Origin of the sequence: Streptomyces sp. WAC05374 (genome assembly GCF_004353505.1) — a bacterium.
Taxonomy (GTDB): domain Bacteria; phylum Actinomycetota; class Actinomycetes; order Streptomycetales; family Streptomycetaceae; genus Streptomyces.
Genome location: NZ_SMNQ01000004.1, coordinates 47,907 through 71,052, shown reverse-complemented (window position 1 = coordinate 71,052; position 23,146 = coordinate 47,907). Strand labels below are relative to the sequence as shown.

Here is a 23,146-nt window from a genome sequence, read left to right as displayed (position 1 = left end):
CCGGAGGAAAGATCCTGGCGCAATGGAGGCATGAGCACCTCCGCCGGGAAACCGGCAGGTCCCGGGCCCTCGGGCCCGGGGCCCGACGACGTACCTCCCGCCGCGCTGCCGGACGTCGCCCCGCAGTTGCGGTCGCTGCGCCGGCGCCGGGGACTGACCCTGGAGGCCGCCGCCCAGCGCGCCGGGCTCTCGCCGGCCCACCTGTCACGGCTGGAGACCGGCCGCCGCCAGCCGTCGCTTCCCATGCTGCTGGGCCTCGCCCGCGTCTACGGTACGACGGTCTCCGAGCTGCTGGGCGAGGTCCCGCCGGAGCGCGACCCGGTGATCCGCGGCGGCCGGGCCGAGCCCACCGGGGCGGACGGCTGGATCTACCACCAGGCCGGCGCCCCCGGGCGGGCCATGCAGGCCCTGCGTGTCCGGGTCCCGTACGCCACCCAGGGCGACCTGGTGCGCGTCCACCCGGGGGAGGAGTGGCTGTACGTCCTGAACGGCCGGGTGCGCCTCACCCTGGGCGAGGCCGTGCACGTCCTCGACCCCGGGGACGGCGCGCACTTCGATTCGCTCACCCCGCACCGCATCGGCGCGGCCACGCGTGGCGGGGCCGAGCTGCTGTTCGTCCACACCCTCATGCAGAGCGCCGCGGCCGACCTGTGCCTCGGCGCGGACGCCCACCGCCGCTGATCCCGATCGGAGAGATCACCATGTCCCAGGAACGGTCGTTCCCCCGCGGCCTCGCCGTCCGGCTCTTCGCCTACCTGGTGGCGGGCCACCTCTTCGCGGCCTTCCTCTACCTGCTGTTCGCGCTGGGGGCCAAGTAGGGCTCAGCCCTCGTCGACCAGGCGCTCGCGCAGCCGCCGGCGCGTCTCGTCGCTCAGCTTCAGTCCCTCGGTCAGGTACCGCTCGGTCGACCCCCAGGTCTCCTCGATCGTCTCGAAGGCCGCCGACAGGTAGTCCAGGCGCGCCTCGAAGAGCGGGCTGAGCAGCTCCATGACCTCGGGCGACATCCCGGCGGACGAGCTGTCGCTGCGGCGCACCTTGTACCGGCGGTGGGGGTCGTTGGACTTGAGGTAGTCCTCCTCGATCGCCTCGCGCTCGACGCCGACCGCCAGCAGGGACACCGCTATGGACAGCCCCGCCCGGTCCTTGCCGGCCGCGCAGTGCATCAGGGCCGGGACGCTGTCCTCGGCGAGCGCGTGGAGTACCCGGCTGTGCTCGGCGGTCCGCTCCTTGATGATCGTGCGGTACGAGGCCGTCATCCGGGCCGCCGCCTTGCCGTCCGCCAGGATCGACCGGAGCTGGTCCAGGTCGCCGTCGCGGACCATGGTCCAGAACTCGGCGCCGTCGGCCGGGTCGGAGAGGGGGATGTTCACGTTCCGTACGCCGGGCAGGTCGACGTCCGGGCCTTCCAGCTTCTGGTCGGCGGAGTTGCGGAAGTCGAAGATCGTGTGCAGGCCCAGCCCCGCGAGGAAGGCGGCGTCCTCGCCCGTGGCGTGCGCGAGGTGGCCGCTGCGGTAGAGCCTGCCGTGCCGCACCCGCCGGCCGTCCACGGTCGGGAGCCCGCCGACGTCCCGGAAGTTGCGCACCCCCGTCAGCTCGGGCTCGATCGAGGGGACCTGCGGCAGCGGCTGCGTCACGGGGGCTCCTGACGTGTCTGCGGTCGGCGTCGGCCGCCGACGATGTCGCTGTCCGACGATACGACATCGGTGCGTCGGGCAATCAACGTCCGTGCAGGTCGCACATCCGTTGCCCCCCGTCACACTCGGTGCCCGCGGGTGGCGGGGGGTGCCGGCGGGAGCCGGACGGCGACGGGAGCCGGGCGTGCCGGGGGTGGCGGGGGCGCCGGATGGCGGCCGGCCGGGCGTCCGGAGCTTTTCGAGGAGAGTGCGCCCCTGTGGAGGGATGGGCGGCTCTCGTCGTGATAGTCAATGAATGGGACTTCTGTCCGTATTGAGGCATTGGATATAACGTGCCCTGGTCGCGCGGGAGATGGGCGGTGCCACGTGAGCAGCGTCATAACCGTGACCGTCCGTGGCGGGATGCCGCCCATAAACTCCGTGCCCACAAAGGGAATTCATGATCCGTAATCCACGGAGGGTGACCGGAATTCCATGGCGGACACATCCCGCGGAAAGCCGGAAAGAATGCGGCGGCTTGTTCGCGCCGACCCGGCTCGCTTACGGTCACGGCAATCCGGCCGGACCGCCGAATCCTGCCACCGGTCGGAATTCGCACCCACCCACGCGTGGCAGGAGCGGGGGACCCAGGTAGTACGCCGACCCCGGAATTCCGGGACCGGCTCGGGGTGAAGTCGCGTCCATGGCGCGGCCGGACAACTCCAGTCCGAACCCGACAGCTCACCTCGCAGGCGCCGGAGAGGAAATCGCCATGCCCGCGAAGGGTAAGCACCGCCGTCCCAAGTCCCGCACCATCGCGCGTGGTTTCGTCGCCGCCGGCACCGGTGGCGCGGCCATCGCCCTGCCGCTGCTCGGCGCCACCGGCGCACACGCCGCCGCCCCGGCCGCCGCCGCTCCGCAGCAGGCCGCCACCGCCGCCCAGGCCGCCCCCGAGGCCGCCGCCCCGGCGAAGAAGGCCGCGCCGCGCACGTACACCGTCGTCACCGGCGACTACCTCTCCAAGATCGCCCGCAACAAGAACGTCAAGGGCGGCTGGCAGAAGCTGTACCAGGACAACCGCCAGGTCATCGGCGAGGACCCCTCCCTCATCCTCCCGGGCATGAAGCTCACGCTCGGCGCCAAGTCCACGGCCGCCCCGGCGAAGAAGGCCGCCCCGGCCAAGCCCAAGGCCGACGACACCCGCACCGAGAGCCGCGCCTCCCGCTCCGCCGCCAAGACCGAGGCCCCGGCCGCCTCCGGCTTCACCGCCCCGGTCGCCGCCGGCGTCACCACGCCGTACCGCGCCTCCGGCTCCATGTGGTCCTCCGGCTACCACACCGGTGTCGACTTCGCGGCCTCCTCCGGCACCAGCGTCAAGGCCATCGGCCAGGGCACCGTCGTCTCGGCCGGCTGGAGCGGCGCGTACGGCAACGAGGTCGTCATCCAGCACACCGACGGCACCTACTCGCAGTACGCCCACCTCTCCTCGCTCGCCGTCTCCTCCGGCCAGAGCGTGAGCGGCGGCCAGGAGATCGGCCTGTCCGGCTCCACCGGCAACTCCAGCGGCCCGCACCTGCACTTCGAGGTCCGGACCGGCCCCGGCTACGGCTCGGACATCGACCCGCTGGCCTACCTCCGCCAGCACGGCGTCTCGATCTGACGCGACCGCCGTACCCCCGGCCGCGCCCGGCACCGCCCCCCGGTGCCGGGCGCGGCCGTATTCCGGGCTTGGGCGAATCTTGACCGGTGGCAAAGATCACCCCCCGTCAACCCCTCCTTACGGTCGCGTAGGTCACATCCCGGGGTGAAAGATGTGCTCCCGTGGCAGACGATTCGAGATTCAGAGACAGTGACGTATTCGGGTCGTACGCGGCGATCGGTGACAGCTTCACCGAGGGCGTCGGAGACCCCGGGCCCGACGGAACGTTCGTCGGCTGGGCGGACCGCCTCGCGGTGCTCCTCGCCGACCGGCTGCCGGACCCCGACGAGTTCCGGTACGCCAACCTCGCCGTACGGGGGCGCCTGCTGGACCAGATCGTGGAGGAGCAGGTCCCGCGGGCGAAGGAACTCGCCCCGGACCTGGTGACGTTCTGCGCGGGCGGCAACGACATCATCCGGCCCGGCAGCGACCCCGACGACGTCGCCGAGCGCTTCGAGCGCGCCGTCGCCGACCTGACCTCCGCGGTCGGCAAGGTCGTGGTGACGACCGGGTTCGACACCAGGACCGTGCCGGTGCTCCGCCGGCTGCGCGGCAAGATCGCCACGTACAACGGGCACGTGCGGGCCATCGCCGACCGCTACGGCTGCCCGGTGCTGGACCTGTGGTCCCTCAAGACCGTGCAGGACAGGCGCGCCTGGGACGACGACCGGCTGCACCTGTCGCCCGAGGGCCACACCCGCGTCGCCCTGCGCGCCGGGCAGGTCCTCGGCGTGGAGGTCCCCGCCGACCCCGACCAGCCCTGGCCGCCGCTGCCGCCGCGCGGGACGCTCGAAGTGCGCCGCGACGACATCAACTGGGCCCGCGAGTACCTCGTCCCGTGGATCGGCCGCCGTCTGCGCGGCGAGTCCTCCGGCGACCACGTCACCGCCAAGCGCCCGGACCTGCTGCCCCTGTAGCCCCGCGGCGCCGGCGCCTTCAGGCCCCGGCGGCGCCGGGCGGCGGGGTGCCGGGTGGCGGGGTGCCGGGCATGCCGTCCGGCTGGCCGAGCTCACGGGCGAGTGCCTCGTCCGCCCAGGACAGCAGGGTGGCGCGGGGGTAGGTGGCCGCGTACGCCGTCATCTGCACGGCCAGACCGTCCAGGAACGCGGTCAGCCGCCACGCGGCCGCCGCCGGGTCCGCGCAGCGGAACTCGCCCGCCGCCGCCCCCTCCGCGATCACCCCGGCCAGCGCGGCCTTCCACTGCCGGTCCAGGTCCTGGGCGACCTCCCGCAGCGCGGGCTCGCGCAGCGCCGCCGCCCAGCCCTCGATCCACAGGCGCCAGCCCTTGGCCCGGCCGGTCGGCGCGTACCAGTGCACCGCCGCCCGCAGCCGCCGGACCGCCGTCGTGCGGCGGCCCAGCAGCCGCCGCAGATGCGCGAGGTCGCCCTCGGCGGCGTACGCGAACGCGGCGGCGACCAGCTTCTCCTTGGTCGAGAAGTGGTACAGGACCAGCGCGTTGCTCACCCCCAGCGCGGACGCCACATCGGCGATCCGCACCGCGGCCACGCCCCGCGCCTCGATCTGCTCGACGGCGGCCCGCAGCAGCTCCTCCCGCCGCTCCGCCACACTCAACCGCACTCTGCCCACGCCGCCACACTAGGGCGTGTCCTTCGGATCTTGCCGGGAGCGCGTGCCCTGGCACGCGCTCCCCCTGCCTTCGGCGGGGGGACCCCCACCTCCGCCTTGCATCCACACGCACCAGACCCCGCTCCCTGATCCGGCCCGATCCAAAAGACACGCCCCGGGGCGTGAGCGGCCGCGGCTCGCACTGGTCCTTGAGGCCCCGGCCGGACAGCCCCGGCGCGGCGTTCACGCGCGAGCGCATGGGCTCCAGCGCCGGTCCTCGAGCAGGCTCCGACCCGCTCTGTCCCGCCCCCCGCCCATAATGGGGGGACCCCTCACCCCTGGAGGTTCCGTGACCGGCGCCGGCTCCCCGCACCCCCTGCGCTCCCGCCTGCTCTCCCTGCGGCCCGCCGCCTTCGGCGCGGATCCCACCGGAGAGCGCATGGAGCGCATCCGCCGCTCGCCGAACTTCGCGGACGGCGTGTTCCGCAACCCGGTGGGGACCCGGCACAGACCTTCGGGCTCCACCATGGAGTTCGCCAAGGTCTACTTCCAGAAGGAGTCGCGGGTCCGGCGTGCCCCGGCCGGCCCGATACCCGTGCACGCCACCACCGTCGCCGACCTGGCGCGGCCTCCGGCCACCGGGCTGCGGCTGACCTGGATGGGGCACTCCAGTGTGCTCGCCGAGGTCGACGGCGTACGGGTCCTCTTCGACCCCGTGTGGGGCGAGCGCTGCTCACCGTTCCCCTTCGCCGGACCCAGGCGGCTGCACCGCAACCCGCTGCCGCTCGCCGCGCTCGGACCGGTCGACGTCGTCGTCATCTCCCACGACCACTACGACCACCTCGACCTCCCCTCCATCCGCGCCCTCGCCACCACGGACACGGTCTTCGCCGTACCGCTGGGCATCGGGGCGCACCTGGAGCACTGGGGGGTGCCCGCGTCGCGGGTGCGGGAGCTGGACTGGAACGAGTCCACGACGGTCGGCGGCCTGCGGCTGACCGCCACCCCGGCCCGGCACTTCTGCGGCCGCGGCCTGCGCAACCAGCAACACACCCTGTGGGCGTCCTGGGTCGTCGCCGGGCCCCGGCACCGCGTCTACCACAGCGGTGACACCGGATACTTCGAGGGCTTCAAGGACATCGGCGCCGAGCACGGCCCCTTCGACGCCACGATGATCCAGATCGGCGCGTACAGCGAGTACTGGCCCGACATCCACATGACCCCCGAGGAAGGCCTGCGCGCCCACCTCGACCTCCAGGGCGGCACGCCGCACGGCGTGCTGCTGCCGATCCACTGGGGCACGTTCAACCTCGCCCCGCACGCCTGGGCCGAACCGGCGGAGTGGACCAAGGACGCGGCGGACGAGGCCGGCCAGCCGGTCGCCTGCCCGCGCCCCGGCGAGCCCTTCGAACCGGCCGCCGACCTGCCCGCCGACCCCTGGTGGCGCGCCGTGTCCCACCCGATCGCCCACTCCTGGCGGCGTCCCCCCGGCGCCGTGAGCGCGGTGCCGGCGAGCAGGGGTGATCTGAACCTCGCGGGCGAGCGGTGAGCGGTGAGCGGTGAGCAGTGAGCGCTGACGTCGGTCGGGGACGGGCTCGGAGAGACGGTCGGCGTGGCCGGGCGTCGCCCCGGCCCGCCGACAGGCCGCTGGTAGGTCGCCTGTTCGGTGGCCCCACCCGTGGTCTTCCACGGCTGAGGGAACGTGTCGGCTGAACGGGTGACACCGGGCGATCTTCTGCTCGGGCGCCTGCCAGGGTTGGCCACGTGCTCATTCGTCGTGGACGTGTGGCGGCCCTGTCCGCCACCGCCGTGCTTGCCGTGGCCGCCGTCGTCAACTGGGACGTGACCGCTCTCACCAGGGGGCCCGGGGTGAGCGAGGCGGTCGTCCGGGTCGACCAGGCCGGCTACCTCACGGACGCGCCCAAGAGCGCCGTGGTGATGGGGCCCGGCGACGCGCTCGCCGACGCGGGCTTCGAGGTGCTCGACAGCCGGGACCGCCCCGTTCTGGCGGGGCGGGTGGGGCCCCGTACGGGAAGTTGGAACCAGAACTTCCCTTCCGTGCACATGGTGGACCTGTCCGCGCTCACCTCACCCGGCACCTACCGGCTGGCCCTCACTGGCACCGCGGCCGGCACGTCGCCCCGCTTCCGGGTGGCGCCGGCCCGGCAGTTGATGACCTCTCTCGTCGAGCAGAACGTCCGGTTCTTCCAGGCACAGCGCGACGGTAGGGAGGTCGTCGCCGATGTGCTGCGGCGCAAGCCCTCGCACCTGACCGACCGGCAGGCGACTGTCTACGCCACGCCCAGGTTCAGCGCCGACGGCAGGCGGCTGGAGGACCGTCGGCTGACCCCGGCTGGCGGCCCCGTGGACGTGTCGGGAGGGTGGTTCGACGCCGGGGACTTCCTGAAGTTCACGCACACGACCTCGTACGCGGTGGTCCAGTTGTTCCTGGCCGAACGGGAGATGCCTGCCGCCCGGGGCCTGTCGGCGGAGGTGGAACACGGGGTGCGCTGGCTGGAGCGGATGTGGAACGGAACCTCGGGCACGCTCTACGCGCAGGTCGGCCTTGGCGCGGGCAACAAGGCCGTCGCCAACGACCACGACCTGTGGCGGTTGCCCGAGGCCGACGACGCACTGGACACCGCGCCCGGCGAACCGGATCACCTGATCAGACACCGCCCGGTCTTCCGCGCCAACGAGCCCGGCGGGCCGATCAGTCCCAACCTGGCCGGGCGGGTCGCGGCGGCCTTCGCGCTCGCTGCCCAGGCGGAGTCCGACCCCGCGTCCGCTCGTCGCTGGCTCGACAAGGCCGCCGCGGTCTATGCCCGGGCCGACACCGCGCCCAAGGGTCCGCTGGTCGCCGCTCATCCGGCCGCGTTCTACTCAGAGGAGTCATGGCAGGACGACCTGGAGCTCGGCGCCGCCGAACTCGCCCGGGCGGCCCGGACACTGGGCGACACGGCACAGGCAGCCGAGTGGCAGCGCCAGGCCCGGGCCTGGGCCCGCGCTTACCTGGCCTCCGACGCGAAGGACGGCCTGGCCGTCTGGGACGTCAGCGCGCTCGCCCACGCCGAACTCCTGGGCTCACCCGACCACGGCGGCCCGCTGGCGGACGAGCTCAAGGCCGATCTGCGTCGCCAGCTCGCCGACGCCACCGACCATGCCCGGAGCGACCCGTTCCGGGCCGGGGCCGTCTACACGGACTTCGACGCCGTCCCGCGTACCTTCGGGCTGGTCACCACGGCCCTGCTGTACGCCCGGCTCACCGGCGAGCACCAGTACGACGCCTTCACCGCCCGGCAGCGCGGCTGGGCTTTGGGCGCGAACCCGTGGGGCAGCAGCTTCGTCATCGGCGTCGGCGAGGTCTACCCGCACTGCCCTGAGCACCCCGTGGCCAACCTGGCCGGCAGTCTCGACGGCACCGGTGCGATTCTGCGCGGCGCAGTCGTCAACGGCCCCAACGGCGCGGACAAGTTCAAGGAGGACGGCTTCATGCGAGGCATGCGGCCCTGCGAGGCCCACCCCGGCCGGCCGTGGAGCGACTTCGACGGCCACGGCGCCCGCTACGTCGATCGCGTCGGCGCGTGGCAGACTGTCGAGCCCGCCGTCGACTTCACATCGACCGCACTGCTGGCCTTCGCCCTCTCCGGCAGCGGGCCGGGGCAGTAGAGACGCACGCTGCGGCGTCCGGGTGACGACCCGGCCCGGTGTTCGGCACTGGTGTCCGGGACGCTGCCCGGTCGTTGGACGCCGTATGGGATGGATGAACGGGCCCGTGATCACTCGCGTTTCGACGGCGCAACCGGCCGCGGAGGCGACCAAGGCCCCGCCTGCCCGTCGTCGTATTGCTGGGCTGGACGCGTTCCGCGGCTGCCTCGTGGTCCTGCGCATCCTCGTGGGCAGCCAGGTGTGGGGGCTGGCGTCTTCGGTCATGCTGCACGCGGAGGGCTTCGGGCTGACGGTCGCCGACCTGGTCTTCCCGGGGTTCCTGTTCATCATGGGCCTGGCGATTCCGGTCTCCATGTCGGTCTTCCTCCGGTCACCGGCCTCGCACGATGCAGGCGAACGGCCGGACAGGCACGCTCATCTGCTGCGCATCGTGCGCCGAGCCGGTCTCCTGTACGTGATCGGCGCGTTCCTGGGCGCGTACCCGTTCCTGCCGGAGGCCCTGGAGCACCTGCGGTTCACGGGGGTGCTGCAGCGACTGGGCATCGTGTACCTGGTGGTGTCGCTGCTGTACGTCACGTGCGCGTGGTCGCTGCTGCCGGCCGGCGGCACGCGCGGGCGTGGCGGTCGGCTCCTCGCCCGGACGTTCCTGCTGGGCGGATTCCCCCTGCTGTGCATGGCTTTCTGGGTCGTGTCGACGTACACCTTCCACAACCCGTGGCCCGAGTGCGTCGGTGTCCGCGGACTGGTGGCGGAGTGCTCGCTGGAGGCGTACGTCGACACGAGCCTGTGGGGTGTCGAGCACAATTTCGACGGCGCGCGGTTCGACCCCGAAGGGGTCATGTCGACGTGGGTGGCGGTGGTCAACTGCTGGGCGGGGCTGGTCGTCGGTATGGACGTCGTCCGGAACAGGGCGCGCTACCGCACGACCGGTGGCGTCCGCCGGCGCGTGGCCCTGCTGATCGCCTGCGGTACGGGGTGCGCGGTGGCCGGGCTCGCGCTGGGCCTGGTCATCCCGATCGGCAAGCACTTGTGGACCCCGTCGTACGCACTGGTGACGGTCGGGATCATGACCGTCGGCTTCGGCCTGGTTCTCCTTGTGTTCGACGGCGAGCTGTGGCCGAAGGCGGACGAACCGGCCGGTGTCGGCGGTGCCAGTGCCGGTCGGCTGAGCCGTGCCGTCCGCCGGGGTTTCGGGCCCGTCGGCGACACGCTGGTGGCCCTCGGCCGCAACCCGCTCTTCTTCTACGTCCTGTCCGAACTCGTCATCATCACGCTGAACCACATCCCCGTCCGGTACCACGGCGGGGAGGAGTCGCTGTGGACCGTGGGCGCCGAGCTCGGGCTCGCCTCGTGGATGCCCGGGCCGCTGGCGAGCATGGTGTGGGCGTTGCTATGGCTGCTGCTGTTCTACGTACCGATCGCCCGGCTGCTCATGGCGCGTGGCTGGTACATCCGGGTGTGACGACGTCCGTAGGTGTACGAGCCTCGGCCTGCCGGCCGTCGGCACACAGGCGCGTCAACCGGCGTTGCCCCGTTCACCGCATGCCCTGTGACCTGCTTGGATGATGCTCGTTCTCCCGACGTGATCTTCGACCACTCACCCCGTACGGCCCGCCCTCCCGTCTTCGACGATCCCCGGGGACGGCGCCGCCGGGCCCTGACCGCCGTGGGATTCCTGGTGTGTGCCGGATGCCTGCTCGCCCTCACCGCGGTGGCAGGCATCCTGTACGTCGATCCCCACGCGCCGGAACCGTCGGGCGCCGTCGCCGTGAACACGGCACGATGAGGCGGACCGCGCCCCGCGGGCACTGGTGGGTCCTGGCCTGCGTCCTCGCCGCCCTCCTGGCGGCCCTGTTCGTCGCGACCTCGGTCCTGCGCGGCGGCGGCGACCGGGACACCGCGCACGACCGGGGACCGGACGATCGCGTACCGGCGTCCGCCGCCGAGGGCGGACCCGTCCTCGACGCACGCACGGCCACCCCCGTCAGCCTCGACGTCCCGTCCGGCACGGTCGCGCTGACCTTCGACGACGGCCCGGACCCCACCTGGACACGGCAGATCCTCCAGGTCCTGGCAGCCGAGCGGGTCCCCGCGACGTTCTTCGTGACCGGCGCTCGCGTGGCCGAACACCCCGAACTGGTGCGTGAACAGACCGCCGCCGGGCACGAGGTGGGCCTGCACACCTTCACCCACACCGACCTCGCGACCACCCCCGACTGGCGCACGCGCCTGGAACTCGCCGCCAGCCGCGCAGCCCTCGCCGGGGCCACCGGTACCAGTACCACCCTCCTGCGCCCGCCCTATTCCTCCATGCCGGACGCCGTCGGCAACCGCGACTGGCGGGCCGTGGTGACGACCGGGGAACTCGGCTACCTCACCGTCCTGTCCACGCACGACGGGCTCGACTGGCAGGCCCACGACGCCGAGGAGATCGTGCGCGGCGCCCTGCCGGAACACGGCGAGGGGGCCGTCGTGCTGCTGCACGACGGCGGCGGCGACCGCTCCCGTACCGTCGCGGCCCTCGGCGGGATCATCGACACCCTCAAGGCCCGCGGCTACCGCTTCACCACCGTCTCCCAGGCGGTGGGCCTGCCGCCGCAGACCTCCCCGGCGACCGCCTTCGACCGCTGGTACGGGTCCGCGCTGATCGCCCTCGTCCAGACGGCGGCCGCCGTTCCCCCGGTCGTCGACCGGCTGCTGGCCGGAGTGGCCCTGCTCACCGCCGCCCGGCTGCTCCTGCTCGCCGCGGCCGCGGCCGCGCACCGGCGCCGCACCGCCCGCCGCGCCCTGCCGGCCCAGGCGCCGCCACCACCGGTCTCCGCCGTCGTCCCGGCCCACAACGAGGAGGCGACCATCGCCGCATGCGTGCGCGCCCTGCTGGACGGCGGCTGCCCCGACATCGACGTCGTCGTCGTCGACGACGGCTCCACCGACGGCACGGCAGCGGCCGCCCGCGCCGTGGCGGACCCGCGGGTGCGCGTGGTGACCCAGCCCAACCGGGGCAAGCCGGCCGCGCTGAACGTTGGCATCGCCCACGCCGCCCACGACATCATCCTCATGGTCGACGCGGACACGGTTATCGCCCCCGGCGCGGCGGCACGCCTCGCGTCCGCCTTCGCCGACCCCTCGGTGGGAGCAGTGGCCGGCAACACCAAGGTCGCCAACCGCAAGGGCCTGCTCGCGCTGTGGCAGCACCTCGAATACGTCATGAGCTTCGGCCTGGAGCGCCGCCTGTTCGACCTGATCGGAGCCAGCCCGACCGTCCCCGGAGCCATCGGGGCCTTCCGCCGATCGGCGTTGGCCTCCTGCGGCGGCATCAGCGCCGACACCCTCGCCGAGGACACCGACATCGCCATGGCCCTGTGCCGGGCCGGCCGGCGCGTCGTCTACCGCGGCGACGCCCACGCCCTCACCCACGTCCCGACCACCGTCCGTGCCCTGTGGCACCAACGCCACCGCTGGGCCTACGGCACCTTGCAGTCCCTCTGGAAGCACCGCCGCGCCGTCAAGGAGAACGGAGTCGCGGGCCGCCTGGGCCGCCGCACCCTTCCCTACCTGGTGCTGTTCCAGCTCGCGCTCCCGGTGGCCGCGCCCCTCATGGACGCTGTCGCCCTCTACGGCCTCGCCACCGGGACGGCCTCAGCCACGGTCCTCGCCTGGACCGCCTTCTGCCTCGCCCAACTCGCCCTGGCGGCCCACGCCCTCCACCGGGACGGCGAAAGCCTGCGGCACCTGTGGCTGGTGCCGCTCCAGCAGACCGCCTACCGCACACTGCTGTGCCTGGTCACCATCCACGCCCTGGCCACCGCGGCGCTCGGTGCCGGCCCTCGATGGCGCAGCCGCCCGAGCGCCCCGGCGGAGCCGCACGCGCACACGACGACGGTGTGACGACGGCGGCGCGGGTCGCTCCGTGCGGTGCGCCGGCATCGCCGCGTCAGACCATGGTGGGCACCGCGCCGCAGCAACGCTCGCCGAGGGAGACTCAGTCCTTCACCAGCAGGCCGCGGCGGCGGAGCACCGCGCGTTCCAGGGGGCTGAAGATCAGCAGGTCGATGGCGACACCGACGAGCAGGATCAGGATGATCGCGAGGAAGATACCCGGCATGTCGAAGTTGTTGCGCCCGTTCTCCAGCAACTGCCCCAGCCCCAGGCCGAGATCGGGCGAGGAGGCGATGATCTCGGCGGCCATGAGGGAGCGCCAGGAGAACGCCCAGCCCTGCTTCAGGCCGGCCAGGTAACCGGGAAGTGCGGCCGGCATCACGATGTGCCAGGCGCCCCGCAGCCCGGTGGCGCCCAGCGTCCGTCCGGCGCGCAGGAACAGCGGTGGGACCTGGTCCACACCCGCCACCAGGCCGTTGGCGATGGAGGGCACCGCGCCCAGCAGGATCACCGCGTACATCATCGAGTCGTTCAGGCCCAGCCAGAGCACGGCCGGTGCCACCCACGCCACCGACGGCAGCGACTGGAGCCCGGACAGGATCGGGCCGATCGCGGTGCGCACCACGCTCACCCGGGCGACCAGCAGGCCGAGCGGGGTGCCGATCGCCAGGGCGAGGAGGAAGCCGAGCAGGGCCCGGGAGACGCTGGTCCACAGGATGCCGAGGAGCGTGCCCTCCATCCACATGGTGGCCAGACTGTCCCAGACTGCGGACGGAGCGGGCAGCTTGGCCTCGTCGGTGACCTTCAGGGTCACCAGCAGTTGCCACGCCGCCACCACGAGCGTGACGGCGACGACCGGCGGGAGGACCTTCGTCAGGAGGACCTCCCGCAGCGGCGTCCGGGTCACCTGTACGGTGTCGAGGGCGTCGAGGCCCGCCTCCAGACCGGCGAGGTCGTCGGTCTTTTGGGTGGTGGTCGTGTCAGTGCTGGCCATGACGGCGGATCTCCCCACGCAGTTCTTCGGTGATCTCGACGGACAGCTCCGCCACCGCGGCGTCCTCGATGCGGCGCGGCTGCGGGATGCCGATCTCCCACTGGCGGGCGATCCGGCCCGGCCGGGACGACAGCAGGACCACACGCTGGGCCAGCCGCACGGCCTCGCGCACGTTGTGCGTGACGAACAGGACCGACAGGCGCGTCTCGCGCCAGATGCGGGTCAGCTCGTCGTGCAGCACGTCGCGGGTGATGGCGTCCAGTGCCGCGAAGGGCTCGTCCATCAGCAGCAGGTCACTGTCCTGGGCCAGCGCGCGGGCCAGCGCCACGCGCTGGCGCATGCCGCCGGACAGCTCGTGCACCCGCTTGCCGTAGGAGCCGTTCAGCCGGACCAGTTCCAGCAGCCGCTCCGCCTCCCCGCGCCGCTCGTTCTTCGGCACGCCGCGCAGCCGCAGTGCCAGCTCGATGTTCTTGCCGGCGGTCAGCCAGGGGAACAGGGCGTGTTCCTGGAACATCAGGGCCGGCCGGCCGCCCGGGGTGTCGATGGATCCCGCGGTCGGCCGGTCGAGTCCGGCGACGAGGTTGAGCAGCGTGGACTTGCCGCAGCCCGACGCACCCAGGAGGGTGACGAACTCGCCCGGTGCGACATCGAGCGAGATGTCGTCGAGCACGAGCTGCCGCCCGGCCGGGGTGGCGAAGGACTTCGAGACGTGCTCGAGACGGGCGGCGTGCGTGGAGAGGGCCGCACGGTCCTCGGCCTTGGCGATCGTGGTGGCCATGGTCGTCACCTCCTGGGAGTTCGGGCTGCTTCGGGCTTACTTGGCGCCGAGCCCGGCGTCGGGCACCACCGGCTTGCCCGCGGCCTTGAGCACCTTGTTGAGGAGCGTGAGGTCGTAGATGCCCGCCAGCTCCGGCTTCTTCAGCAGTCCGGCGTCCACCGCGTGGTCCGCCTGCGCCTGGAGGGTGGCGGCGAGCGGGTCGTCGGTGAGGGTGATGGACGGCCAGGCCGCGTCGATGACCTTCGCCGACAGCGGCTTGCCGGTCTCCTTCTTCAGCGCCGCGTTCACCGATTCCTTGGCCTTGGCAGGGTTGGCGGTGATCCACGCGTTGGTCTTCACCGTGCCGCGCAGCACGGCCTCGACGACGTCCGGGTGCTCCTTGAGGAACTCCTGCCGCACGATGATGTTGGTGATGACGAACTTCTTGTCCGGCCAGAGGTCGGACTCGTCGAGCAGGACCTTCGCGCCCTCACTCACCAGCTTCGACGCGGTCGGCTCCGGCACCCACGCCCCGTCGATGGACCCGGACTTGTAGGCGTCCGGGGTCACCTTGTTGTCCGTACGGACCACGGAGACGTCGCCCTTGCCGGACTGCGAGTCGACCTTCCAGCCCTTCTCGGAGACCCAGTGCAGGAACGCCACGTCCTGGGTGTTGCCTAGCTGCGGGGTGGCGATCCGCTTGCCCCTGACGTCGTCCAGCGTCTTGATCTTCTCCGGGTTGACCACCAGCTTCACGCCGCCCGACGCGGAACCGGAGATGATCCGCAGGTTCTTGCCCTTGGACTTGGTGTAGCCGTTGATGGCGGGGGAGGGGCCGATGAAGCCGATGTCTATGGAGCCCGCGTTCAGCGCCTCGATCTCGGACGGGCCGGCGTTGAAGGTCGAGGGCTTGATCGCGGTGCCGCCGAGCTCCTTCTGGAGCAGGCCCTCCTCGACGCCCACGAGGGCGGTGGCGTGTGTCAGGTTCGGGAAGTAGCCGATCCTCACCTCACCGGCGGAGAGCTTCTTGGCGTCGGCCGCGACCTTGGGCTGCTCGGCGTCCTCGGTCGCCTGGGAGCCGTAGCCGCAGGCGGTGAGCAGGAAGGGGAGCGCCGCTACGGCGGCGACGGTACGCAGGGTGGTGAGCGGTCTTGCGGCAGACACGGGGGTGTCCTTTCACGGTGGGTGTGAGGAAGGTGCGGAGATGTGCGACGCGCAGCCCTCGGCAACCAGCCCGCTGGACGGTCCGGGGGATGGCCGGCGAAGGACGCCGAGGGACGGATGCCGAGGGACGGATGCGGGAACGAGGTGCATGGCCGGGCCGCGCCTCGAACGGTCGACGCGCGCTTACGGGCCCGGATGCGTAGGGCGGTGGCGGCGGTCTTCTGCGGGCCCGGCGGGGAGCCGGGTTCGCTCAACGGCCTCAGAAAGGCTGACAGATGGCGCTGGACGTGCGGCCGAGGTCGATGTGCCGACGGGAGGTGAGAAAGGGAAGTGGGTTGCCTGTCTGCTTCAGCGTGCGCACGGCCACCACCTCTCGTAATCCCTAGTTTCCCTACCTGGCTGGTAGGCATAGTGGCAGAGGCTGGTTTCCACCCCAAGGGGCGTTTCGGATAATGGACGATCTCGTCTCGCTATACGAGAACAAGCAGCTCAGTGAGGGGGTCCTGCCCGCGGTGTCTCCGGCGGTGGCTATGGAGGCAGTGGTCCGCGATGGTGCGCAGGTGAGCGCTCCAGGCGTGCGCATAGCGCCGGGTGAGTGCCTCGCAAAGGGAGCCGCGGAGCCTCGCGAGCCGTCTCAGGGATTGGTCCTGGCGGCCGGACCCTGTGTCAGGGAGTGGACAAGCCGGGGAGTCGGCCGACTTTCCCTACAGCATCGGTAGGGAAGTATTGACGTGGCACTGAGTGAGCCCCACGATGTCAGCATGTCCCCGTCGCAGCCGTCGCTCGTACGCCGCAGGCACGTCGATCTCCTTCGCGTCGCCAGCGCCGCCTGCCGACTCGTCTAGGGTTTCCTCCCCTCCCCAGGGACCGCTCTCTTCCGACGCGCACAGCGGCATCGCGGCCGCTCGTCCTCGCGCGTCCTTCTTCATCTCCTCTCTTCGCGACCCGATCCGGCACTGCGGGGCCGTACGGAGCCGCCCGGCGTGCGACGACGATGACGCCACCCGGTCGGTTCCGTCACCGGCGCTTCCCCTGCCCCAGCCGTTGCCGCGGAGTCGGCGCGTACCACCCACCCCGAGACCAGCCGAAGGGGCTCATCGTGACCACCGCACTGCCCGCATCCGCCACCCGCCGCTCTCCCTCCCCGCGCCTCCGGCTCGTCGGGGACCTCCTCCCCGGGCCCACCGCCACCGACGCGGCCGTCACCGTCCCCGGTGACCGAGTCGGGTACCTGATGTACCTGCCGGCGCACGTCGACCCCCTCGCCCTGCTGGCCGCGCACGGTGTGCATCCGGAGATCCACCCCCTCGCCCCGCGCCGGGCCGCCCCGCCGGCCCCCGAGCCGGAACCGGCGGCCGTCCCCGAGCCCGTGTACGCCGACGGCGGCATCCGCGTCGACCAGGTCACCCGGCGGATCGAGGTCGACGGGCAGGAACTGGACCTCACGTACCTGGAGTTCGGCCTGCTCGCCCACCTCGTCGCCCATCCCCACACGGTCCACACGCGGGAAGCCCTGATCTCGGACATCTGGGGCTACGGACACATCGGCGACGGCCGCACCGTCGACGTCCACGTCGCCCGCGTGCGCCGCAAGCTCGGCGCGGCCCACCGGGACCGCATCATCACGGTGCGCCGGGTCGGCTACAAGTACGTGCCCCAAGGCGCATAGCGGCGGACACGGCCAGGGCCCCCAACGTCCCGGCCGACCGCACCGTCATGCCCCACCACAACGAGCGCGGCGGCCCGTCCCACACGGCGGGCCGCCGCTTTCGTGGGGGTCGAGCACCCGGACCGAGCCGATGTGCCGTGACCCCGGCTGCCGTGCCCGGGCCGGTCAGGCCGCCACGGGCGTGTAGTGGGCGGCCTCGTCGCCCTCGACGACGTAACTGGGCGTGCCGTCGGCCCCGGTGGGGACGTCCCCGGCGACCGTGACGCGGTGCAGCAGCCTCGGCTGGTCGCCGTAGTCGTCGGGGGCGTAGTGCTGGGTGATGCGGTTGTCGAACAGCACCAGGTCCCCGGGGTTCCAGGAGATCCGCACCAGGTTCTCGGGCCGGGTGACGTACGACTGGAGCAGCCCCAGCAGGACCCGCGACTCGGCCGGGCCGAATCCGACCAGGCTCTGCGCGAACCCGCCGATGAACAGGCCCCGTTCACCGCTCTCGGGGTGGACGCGCACGACCGGGTGGGCGGTGCGGTAGCGCCGCGAGATGAACTGCCGGCGGTGCTCGGCGGCCTTCTCGTTCTTCGGCTCGGCGTAGTCGTACGCGTTGGTGTGCACCGCCCACAGCCGGTCGGCGAGCTCACGGAGCGGCTCCGGCAGGTCCTGGTAGGCGGCGGCCGCGTTGGCGATCAGGGTGTTGCCGCCGTACGGCGGGACGACCAGGGCCCGCAGGGTGGACGCCTTGGGCGGGGTGCGGACGAAGGTGACGTCGGTGTGCCAGTGGTTGGCTCGGATGCCCTCGTCACCGTCGACCGGCAGGATCTGCGGTCGCCCGTCGACGGCCGGCACGGTGGGGTGGGCGTTCGTCAGCTCGCCGAAGAGGGAGGCGAAGCGGAGCTGCCCGTCGTCGTCGAGGTGCTGGTCGCGGAAGACGAGGGCCTTGTGCTCCAGCAGGGCGTCATTGAGCGCCGCGACGGTCTCCGGGGTGAGGTCGCCCGACAGGTCCAGGCCATGGATCTCGGCGCCGATGCGGCCGCCGATCCGGCGGACCCCGAAACCGGCCGATGTGGTCGGTGTGGTGGGCGTGGTGGGGGCGGTGGGTGTGGTGGTCATGCGGGGCTGGTCCTTTCAGGAGGTGAGGGGCAGGGGGTGGTCGTGGTCGCCGGGGACGGCCGGCGGCGGCCCGACGGCGAGGACGTGGGCGGTGGGGATGTGGGTGCCGAGGAGACCGGTGGCGAGGTCGAGCGTGTCGCCGGTCATGCCGTCGCTCCGGCACGGGCGGCCGCTTCGGGCGCGGTGGCGCGGGAGGCCGTCGGCCGCGGCAGCCCGTAGTGCTCGCGCAGTGTGCGGCCCGTGTACTCCGTACGGAACAGGCCACGGGCCTGGAGGATCGGGACCACCTGGTCGACGAAGTGGTCGAGCCCACCGGGAAGGTAAGGCGGCATGATGTTGAACCCGTCGGCCGCGCCCTGGGTGAACCACTCCTGGAGCTGGTCGGCGATCTGCTCGGCGGTACCGGCGACGACCCGGTGGCCGCGTCCGCCGCCGAGCCGCGCGATCAGCTCGCGCAGGGTGAGCCCGTCCCGCCGGGCGAGTTCGGCGACGAGCGTGAAACGGCTCTTGTTGCCGTTGATGTCGCGCTCGGACGGCAGCTCGGGCAGCGGGCCGTCCAGCGGCAGGCCGGTCAGGTCGGTGCCGAGCATCCCGGAGAGCTGGGCGAGGCCGTACTCCGGAATCTGGAGGTCGGTGAGTTCCTGCTCCAGGGCGCGGGCCTCCGCCTCCGTCGAGCCGATGACGGGGCAGATGCCGGGCAGGACCTTCACGTCGTCCTCCGCGCGGCCCCGGCGGGCCACCCTGCTCTTGAGGTCCTTGAAGAACGCCTGGGCGTCGGCCAGGGTCTGCTGCGCGGTGAACACCGCCTCCGCGTACCGGGCCGCGAACTCCTTGCCGTCCTCGGACGATCCCGCCTGCACCAGCAGCGGGTGCCCCTGTGGGGAGCGGGGCACGTTCAGGGGGCCGCGCACCCGGAAGTGCTTCCCGCGGTGGTCGATGGGCCGGACCTTGCCGGTGTCCGCGTAGACGCCGGCCGCGCGGTCGAGGACGATGGCGTCGTCGGCCCAGCTCTCCCAGAGCTTGACGGCGACGTCGACGAACTCGCGGGCCCGCTCGTAGCGCAGGCCGTGCTCCAGGTGTTCGTCGCGGCCGAAGTTGCGCGCCTCGTCGACGTTTCCGGACGTCACGATGTTCCAGCCGGCCCGGCCGCCGCTGAGGTGGTCGAGCGAGGCGAACGCGCGGGCCGTGGTGAAGGGTTCGTTGTACGTGGTCGAGACGGTGGCGATGAGTCCGATGCGCTCGGTGGCGCCGGCCAGCGCGGACAGGAGGGTGAGCGGCTCGAAGCCGCCCAGCGCGTTGTACCGGACGTTGCCCCACAGGGCGAGCCCGTCGGCGAGGAACACCGAGTCGAACAGCCCGCGCTCGGCGGTCCGGGCCAGCTCCTGGAAGTAGGTGAGATCGGTGACGCGCTCCGGCGTGGTCCGCGGGTGCCGCCAGGCGGCGTCGTGATGGCCGGCGTTCATCAGGAAGGCGTTGAGGTGCAGGTGACGGCGGGGCGGTGATGCGGCCATGGCGATGTCCTAGGTGGGCTGTGTGGGTGGGCGAGTACGGGGAGGGGCAGGGGTGTCGGTTCAGCCGTTCGCTGGGACCCGCCAGGAGCTGAGCCGCCGCTCCAGGGCCACGAGGAGCTGGTTGAAGACCACGCCGATCGCGGAGATCGTGATGATCCCGGCGTACATCTGCGGGATGGCGAAGTTGTACTGCGAGGCATTGATCAGATAGCCGAGCCCCGCCTTTGCGCCGATCATCTCGGCGGCCACCAGGACCAGGATGGAGACGGCACCCGCGAGCCGGACGCCCGTGAACACCGCCGGCACCGACGCCGGGAGGATCACCTTCTGGAACAGCCGTATCGCGGGGAGGTCGAGCGACCGGGCCAGCCGGAGCAGGGTCGGGTCCACGGACCGTACGGCACTGATGGTGCTGAGCAGCACGGGCCAGGTGCAGGCGTACACGACGATCGAGATCTTGGACGTCTCGCCGATGCCGAGCAGCAGCACGAACACCGGCAGCAGGGCGAGGGCGGCGGTGTTCCGGAAGACTTCGAGCAGCGGCCCGAGGAGGTCGGCCACCGGCCGGTACCAGCCGATCAGCAGACCGAGGGGTACGGCGAGCGACACCGCGATCCCGAAGCCGCTGAGGGAACGGGTGAGGCTGGCCCGCGCGTTGTCGGCGAGCTGCCCGTCGGCGGCGAGCTGCCACCACGCCAGGGCGACCTCGCTGAAGGGGGGAAGGAACGTCCGGTCGACGAGGCCGAGCCGGGGCGCGGTCTCCCACAGCAGGAGCAGTGCCACGACGGCGGCCGACCTGGTGCCGGCCCTGACGAGCCCGTACACAAGCCGGCGCCCTGCCCACCGGAACCGACGGGGGCGCGCCGGGGCAGGTGCGGTCGTCTTCGGGGACGCCTCGGGACGGGTGGCGAGGCCGGTACCGGCCTCGGTGGTCACGGTACTCATACGGCGACTCCTTCCCTTTCCTCCTGCTGGGCCCTGGACACCTCGTCGCGGAGCAGGGACCAGATGTGATGGCGGTGGCGGGCGAACTCGGGGCTGGAGCGCGGGTCGTCGCCGTCCTCCGGGACGGGCAGGCCGATCGGTACGACCTCCTTGATCCGGCCGGGCCGCGAGGTCATCACGGCCACCCGCTGCCCCAGGTGCACGGCCTCGTCGATGCCGTGGGTGATGAACACGATCGTCTTGCCGGTGGCCCGCCAGATGCGCAGCAGCTCGTCCTGGAGCGACTCCCGGGTCTGGGCGTCCAGTGCCGCGAACGGTTCGTCCATCAGCAGCACGTCCGGGTCGTACGCCAGGCTGCGCGCGATGGCGACTCGCTGCCGCATCCCGCCCGACAGCTCGTGCGGATGCCGGCCCTCGAACCCGCTCAGACCGACCAGGGCCAGGAACTCCAGTGCTCGGGCCGCCCGTTGGCGCCGGGGGACGCCGATGGCCTCGAGCCCGAACTCGACGTTGCCCTGGGCGGTGCGCCAGGGCAGCAGCGCGTACTGCTGGAACACGATGCCCCTGTCGAGGCCCGGCCCGGTCACGGGGGAGCCGTCGAGGAGGATGCGGCCCGAGGTGGGCCGGGACAGGCCGCCGAGGAGGTCGAGCAGGGACGACTTGCCGCAGCCACTGGGCCCCACCACGACGAGGAACTCACCGGCGCCCACGCTCAGATCGACACCGTCGAGCGCGGTGACGACCGAGCGTGCGCCGTCCCTGCCTTTGACGGGGAACTCCTTGCGCACCCCGTCGAGGACAATCTTTGCCGTATGCGCGGCGGTCACGAGGTCACCTTCCGTTGCGGTTGTAGTCGTTGGTGTAGAGGTCGCCGAGGCGGACACGGCCGCGGTCGACGTCTCCGCGCTCGGCCAGCCAGTCGATCCAGAGCTGGAGCTCCTTGCCCGTGATGCGCCCGCCGGGCTCGGCCACGCCGTACGACCTCCAGTAGCGCAGGGCGTCGGCGTCCTCGTTCCGCTTCCGCTTGCGGACGATCTCCGTCATGCGGGCGACGACCTCGTCGCGCGGGGTGGCGCGCGACCAGTCGAGTGCCCGGCCCACGGCGGTGACGAAGGTCCGTACCGTCTCCGGGTTCCGCTGGATGAAGCGCTCGGTCAGCACGTACGTGCCGGCACTGAAGGAGCCCAGGAGCTGGTGGTCGGTGAACAACGGCCGCAGCCCTCCCCCGGCCAGGGCCTTGTCCCGCAGCACCCCGCTGAGTACGGCGACGTCGATCTGCTTCTGGCGCAGGGACTGTTCGGTGTTGACGGGAGGTACGACGAGGGGCTCGACCTTGTCGGCGTCCGCCGAGGACAGCCCCCCGCGCCGGAGGTAGATGTCGAGCATGGCCTCGGAGTGTGCGCCGAGGGTGTTCATGCCGACCTTCTTGCCGATGAGGTCGGGGGCGGAGCGAAGGGGGCTGTCGGCGAGGACGTAATAGCCGCTGTAGGAGTCCTTGTCGGAGCCGTAGTAGCTGATGACGGCCTTGATCGGGGCGCCGCTCGCGGCCAGCTTGACCACCGCTCCGTTGAACGCGCCGCCGAAGTCGGTCTGGCCGGTGGCCGCCGACTGGATGTCCTGCGGGCCGCTGATGGTGTTGCCGACCCACTCCAGTTGCACGTCCTCCAGGTAGCCGAGGTCCTGGGCGAGTTCGGCGGGGGTGACCTGGCCGGCCCAGCCCTGGTAGCGGAGTGTCTTGGTGCCGCCCTTGGCGGAGCCGCCGCTGCCCGCGGCCGTGCCGCAGCCGACCGCGACGGCCGAGAGGCCGAGGAGGGCGAGGAACTGGCGTCGGTTCGTCGGGGTCAACGTGCTCATCGGAACGTCCTGTTCAGAGGGAGGGGCGAGGGGCGGGGGGTGGCTTCGAAGGCGGGCAGGAAAACGGCGCCGAGCGGCCTGGAGGAATGCGATGACAACGGCAACGGCAACGGCAACGGCAACGGCAACGCGGCGGAGACGGTGCCGCGGCACCCCGAGGGGAGTCAGGAATCAAGGAAGGCGCGGTGCGAGGGAACCGGTGAACACGCCACACACGTGCGGGGACACCCGGTGCGGCGGCCTGTGACGTGCCCGCCGGTCAGTCGTCCGGTCAGTAGCGACAGAACACACAGAGGGCGCTGGCATGCCGCCGGAGATCGACGTGCAGCCGCGTGCTGAAGTTCGCTGACTGGCTCACGCAAACGAGGCTGGCAGCGGGAATCAGCCACGTCAACGCGAGAAACCGCGCCGTCTCATGTTCGGAACGTCTCGACACGCGCCTGAAGTGTGCCGTTCATCATCCGCCCCGCTGACGCTCGAAACGGACGCCGGAGCTGTCAGCACGCGCCGGTCCGGCATACGGGTCGTGGTTGACGAGCACCACGATGTCCTGCTCAATTGGTCCCATGAAAGCCGATCAGCGCCTGGTCACCCGTGACCACATCGACTTCGGTCGGGTGTGGTCCGCGGCGTGTTGCGCCTGACGCGGCAGTGGGCCGTCTGACCGGCCCTTCCCTTTCTCGGTGACCCTGTCGCAGGCCGAATTCTTTTCCTCGTGGCGT

General features: G+C 72.0%; 22 protein-coding genes and 1 riboswitch. Of the genes, 10 read left to right on the top strand and 12 right to left on the bottom strand.

Annotated features, from left to right (window positions below; genetic code table 11):
- Window positions 1-30 precede the first annotated feature (30 nt).
- Window positions 31-681 (top strand): XRE family transcriptional regulator, encoded by a 651-nt coding sequence (locus E2B92_RS10685; RefSeq protein ID WP_126883910.1) that lies wholly within the window; start codon window positions 31-33, stop codon window positions 679-681.
- Window positions 682-701: 20 nt separating this feature from the next.
- Complete coding sequence (locus E2B92_RS10680) at window positions 702-818, top strand: DUF6126 family protein (RefSeq protein ID WP_126883911.1); 117 nt, start codon at window positions 702-704, stop codon at window positions 816-818.
- 3 nt (window positions 819-821) lie between these two features.
- Here E2B92_RS10680 and E2B92_RS10675 read toward each other — a convergent pair whose 3' ends face one another.
- Complete coding sequence (locus E2B92_RS10675) at window positions 822-1,634, bottom strand: tyrosine-protein phosphatase (RefSeq protein WP_126883912.1); 813 nt, start codon at window positions 1,632-1,634, stop codon at window positions 822-824.
- 589 nt (window positions 1,635-2,223) lie between these two features.
- A riboswitch (cyclic di-AMP (ydaO/yuaA leader) is annotated at window positions 2,224-2,383 on the top strand.
- Between the two features lie 2 nt (window positions 2,384-2,385).
- Here E2B92_RS10675 and E2B92_RS10670 point away from each other — a divergent pair.
- Together E2B92_RS10670 and E2B92_RS10665 are read left to right on the top strand one after the other, a co-directional pair.
- Entirely contained in the window at window positions 2,386-3,273 is an 888-nt protein-coding gene (locus E2B92_RS10670; protein WP_126883913.1) for a M23 family metallopeptidase, read from the top strand.
- Between the two features lie 161 nt (window positions 3,274-3,434).
- Window positions 3,435-4,229: an SGNH/GDSL hydrolase family protein gene (locus E2B92_RS10665; RefSeq protein ID WP_126883914.1), complete on the top strand. Its 795-nt coding sequence runs from the start codon at window positions 3,435-3,437 to the stop codon at window positions 4,227-4,229.
- A gap of 19 nt (window positions 4,230-4,248) precedes the next feature.
- Here the strand turns inward: E2B92_RS10665 and E2B92_RS10660 are convergent, their stop codons facing one another.
- Window positions 4,249-4,899 (bottom strand): TetR/AcrR family transcriptional regulator, encoded by a 651-nt coding sequence (locus E2B92_RS10660; RefSeq protein ID WP_185923523.1) that lies wholly within the window; start codon window positions 4,897-4,899, stop codon window positions 4,249-4,251.
- Between the two features lie 328 nt (window positions 4,900-5,227).
- Between E2B92_RS10660 and E2B92_RS10655 the strand changes: the two genes are divergently transcribed.
- The 4 genes from E2B92_RS10655 to E2B92_RS10640 all read left to right on the top strand — a co-directional run bounded on the left by E2B92_RS10655 (window position 5,228) and on the right by E2B92_RS10640 (window position 12,435).
- Window positions 5,228-6,427 carry an MBL fold metallo-hydrolase gene (locus tag E2B92_RS10655; RefSeq protein ID WP_185923524.1) on the top strand — a complete coding sequence of 400 codons (1,200 nt, stop codon included), beginning with the start codon at window positions 5,228-5,230 and terminating at the stop codon, window positions 6,425-6,427.
- Window positions 6,428-6,642: 215 nt separating this feature from the next.
- The gene (locus E2B92_RS10650; RefSeq protein WP_235023776.1) at window positions 6,643-8,547 is read left to right on the top strand and encodes a glycoside hydrolase family 9 protein; all 1,905 of its coding nucleotides are present in this window, start codon (window positions 6,643-6,645) and stop codon (window positions 8,545-8,547) included.
- A gap of 106 nt (window positions 8,548-8,653) precedes the next feature.
- Entirely contained in the window at window positions 8,654-10,009 is a 1,356-nt protein-coding gene (locus E2B92_RS10645; RefSeq protein WP_126883916.1) for an acyltransferase family protein, read from the top strand.
- Window positions 10,010-10,329: 320 nt separating this feature from the next.
- Window positions 10,330-12,435, top strand: a complete 2,106-nt coding sequence (locus E2B92_RS10640; RefSeq protein WP_160159745.1) for a bifunctional polysaccharide deacetylase/glycosyltransferase family 2 protein — start codon at window positions 10,330-10,332, stop codon at window positions 12,433-12,435.
- A gap of 94 nt (window positions 12,436-12,529) precedes the next feature.
- Here the strand turns inward: E2B92_RS10640 and E2B92_RS10635 are convergent, their stop codons facing one another.
- The 4 genes from E2B92_RS10635 to E2B92_RS34105 all read right to left on the bottom strand — a co-directional run bounded on the left by E2B92_RS10635 (window position 12,530) and on the right by E2B92_RS34105 (window position 15,702).
- The gene (locus E2B92_RS10635) at window positions 12,530-13,420 is read right to left on the bottom strand and encodes an ABC transporter permease (RefSeq protein ID WP_126883918.1); all 891 of its coding nucleotides are present in this window, start codon (window positions 13,418-13,420) and stop codon (window positions 12,530-12,532) included.
- Window positions 13,407-14,198 carry an ABC transporter ATP-binding protein gene (locus E2B92_RS10630; RefSeq protein WP_126889645.1) on the bottom strand — a complete coding sequence of 264 codons (792 nt, stop codon included), beginning with the start codon at window positions 14,196-14,198 and terminating at the stop codon, window positions 13,407-13,409. The genes E2B92_RS10635 and E2B92_RS10630 overlap by 14 nt, the downstream gene beginning before the upstream one ends.
- A 36-nt stretch (window positions 14,199-14,234) precedes the next feature.
- On the bottom strand, window positions 14,235-15,341 hold the full coding sequence (locus E2B92_RS10625) for an aliphatic sulfonate ABC transporter substrate-binding protein (RefSeq protein ID WP_126889551.1): 1,107 nt from the start codon (window positions 15,339-15,341) through the stop codon (window positions 14,235-14,237).
- A gap of 259 nt (window positions 15,342-15,600) precedes the next feature.
- Window positions 15,601-15,702 (bottom strand): putative leader peptide, encoded by a 102-nt coding sequence (locus E2B92_RS34105; protein WP_399432256.1) that lies wholly within the window; start codon window positions 15,700-15,702, stop codon window positions 15,601-15,603.
- Between the two features lie 400 nt (window positions 15,703-16,102).
- Between E2B92_RS34105 and E2B92_RS34100 the strand changes: the two genes are divergently transcribed.
- Both E2B92_RS34100 and E2B92_RS10620 read left to right on the top strand, forming a co-directional pair.
- Complete coding sequence (locus E2B92_RS34100) at window positions 16,103-16,186, top strand: putative leader peptide (RefSeq protein WP_382675604.1); 84 nt, start codon at window positions 16,103-16,105, stop codon at window positions 16,184-16,186.
- A gap of 254 nt (window positions 16,187-16,440) precedes the next feature.
- Window positions 16,441-17,010, top strand: coding sequence for a winged helix-turn-helix domain-containing protein (locus E2B92_RS10620; RefSeq protein WP_235023775.1), 570 nt, complete (start codon window positions 16,441-16,443; stop codon window positions 17,008-17,010).
- Window positions 17,011-17,175: 165 nt separating this feature from the next.
- Here E2B92_RS10620 and E2B92_RS10615 read toward each other — a convergent pair whose 3' ends face one another.
- The 6 genes from E2B92_RS10615 to E2B92_RS10595 are packed head-to-tail and all read right to left on the bottom strand — an operon-like array spanning window position 17,176 to window position 22,424.
- On the bottom strand, window positions 17,176-18,114 hold the full coding sequence (locus E2B92_RS10615; RefSeq protein WP_133087488.1) for a TauD/TfdA dioxygenase family protein: 939 nt from the start codon (window positions 18,112-18,114) through the stop codon (window positions 17,176-17,178).
- A 15-nt stretch (window positions 18,115-18,129) separates the two neighbouring features.
- Window positions 18,130-18,261, bottom strand: coding sequence for a hypothetical protein (locus E2B92_RS33780; RefSeq protein ID WP_268825564.1), 132 nt, complete (start codon window positions 18,259-18,261; stop codon window positions 18,130-18,132).
- Window positions 18,258-19,625: an LLM class flavin-dependent oxidoreductase gene (locus tag E2B92_RS10610; RefSeq protein WP_126886040.1), complete on the bottom strand. Its 1,368-nt coding sequence runs from the start codon at window positions 19,623-19,625 to the stop codon at window positions 18,258-18,260. Before E2B92_RS10610 ends, E2B92_RS33780 begins: the two co-directional genes overlap by 4 nt.
- A 60-nt stretch (window positions 19,626-19,685) precedes the next feature.
- On the bottom strand, window positions 19,686-20,570 hold the full coding sequence (locus E2B92_RS10605; RefSeq protein WP_126886038.1) for an ABC transporter permease: 885 nt from the start codon (window positions 20,568-20,570) through the stop codon (window positions 19,686-19,688).
- Window positions 20,567-21,397 (bottom strand): ABC transporter ATP-binding protein, encoded by an 831-nt coding sequence (locus E2B92_RS10600; RefSeq protein ID WP_126886036.1) that lies wholly within the window; start codon window positions 21,395-21,397, stop codon window positions 20,567-20,569. The genes E2B92_RS10605 and E2B92_RS10600 overlap by 4 nt, the downstream gene beginning before the upstream one ends.
- A 4-nt stretch (window positions 21,398-21,401) precedes the next feature.
- Window positions 21,402-22,424 carry an ABC transporter substrate-binding protein gene (locus E2B92_RS10595; RefSeq protein WP_126886035.1) on the bottom strand — a complete coding sequence of 341 codons (1,023 nt, stop codon included), beginning with the start codon at window positions 22,422-22,424 and terminating at the stop codon, window positions 21,402-21,404.
- Window positions 22,425-23,146 lie beyond the last annotated feature (722 nt).